Consider the following 493-nt stretch of genomic DNA (forward strand, 5'->3'; position numbering starts at 1 on the left):
GTCACGGTTGCGCCCTTCAGGCTGATCATGTCGATCAGATAGAGCACGGCGTCGCGTTCATTCCCCCCAACCACCGGCAGGTTGGCCAATGTCATTCGCGTTTGTGCGGCAAAGGCCGATACCATCATGGCTGGCGCATGCGACCGGCCTTTGTCATAAGCGCGCCTCAAGGCCTTGCCATCCAGCGCCACGACACCGGACAGCCCCTCGTAGAACCGCGACATGAACTCACGAAAGGCGCGTTCAAAGCCCACCGGGTCCAGCAACCGAAACACCCGGCTGAACGTATCATGGCTCGCAATGCCGTGGCGCAACACCAGGAACCGAGACAGAAGCTCGCGCCTGGATTCTCCGAACACGGAGAAGTCCTCACATGTCTGCGCACCACAGAGACTTGCCAGAAGTGCAATGAACAGAAGCTCATAGAGGTCATGCCGCGCATTCGCTGCCCGTGGATCCTCTATATCCCCAAAACACTCGATAAACCGTTCCA

The 493-nt window shown here is 58.4% G+C and carries 1 protein-coding gene; it reads right to left on the reverse strand.

The window, feature by feature from the left end; all coding sequences use genetic code 11:
• The coding region (locus E6C51_RS20000) for an ISAs1 family transposase (RefSeq protein ID WP_330999788.1) at positions 1 to 482 on the reverse strand (482 nt) is incomplete at its 3' end.
• Positions 483 to 493: the final 11 nt, after the last annotated feature.

The organism is Gillisella terrae, from assembly GCF_004801395.1.
GTDB classification, from domain to species: domain Bacteria; phylum Pseudomonadota; class Alphaproteobacteria; order Rhizobiales; family Rhizobiaceae; genus Allorhizobium; species Allorhizobium terrae.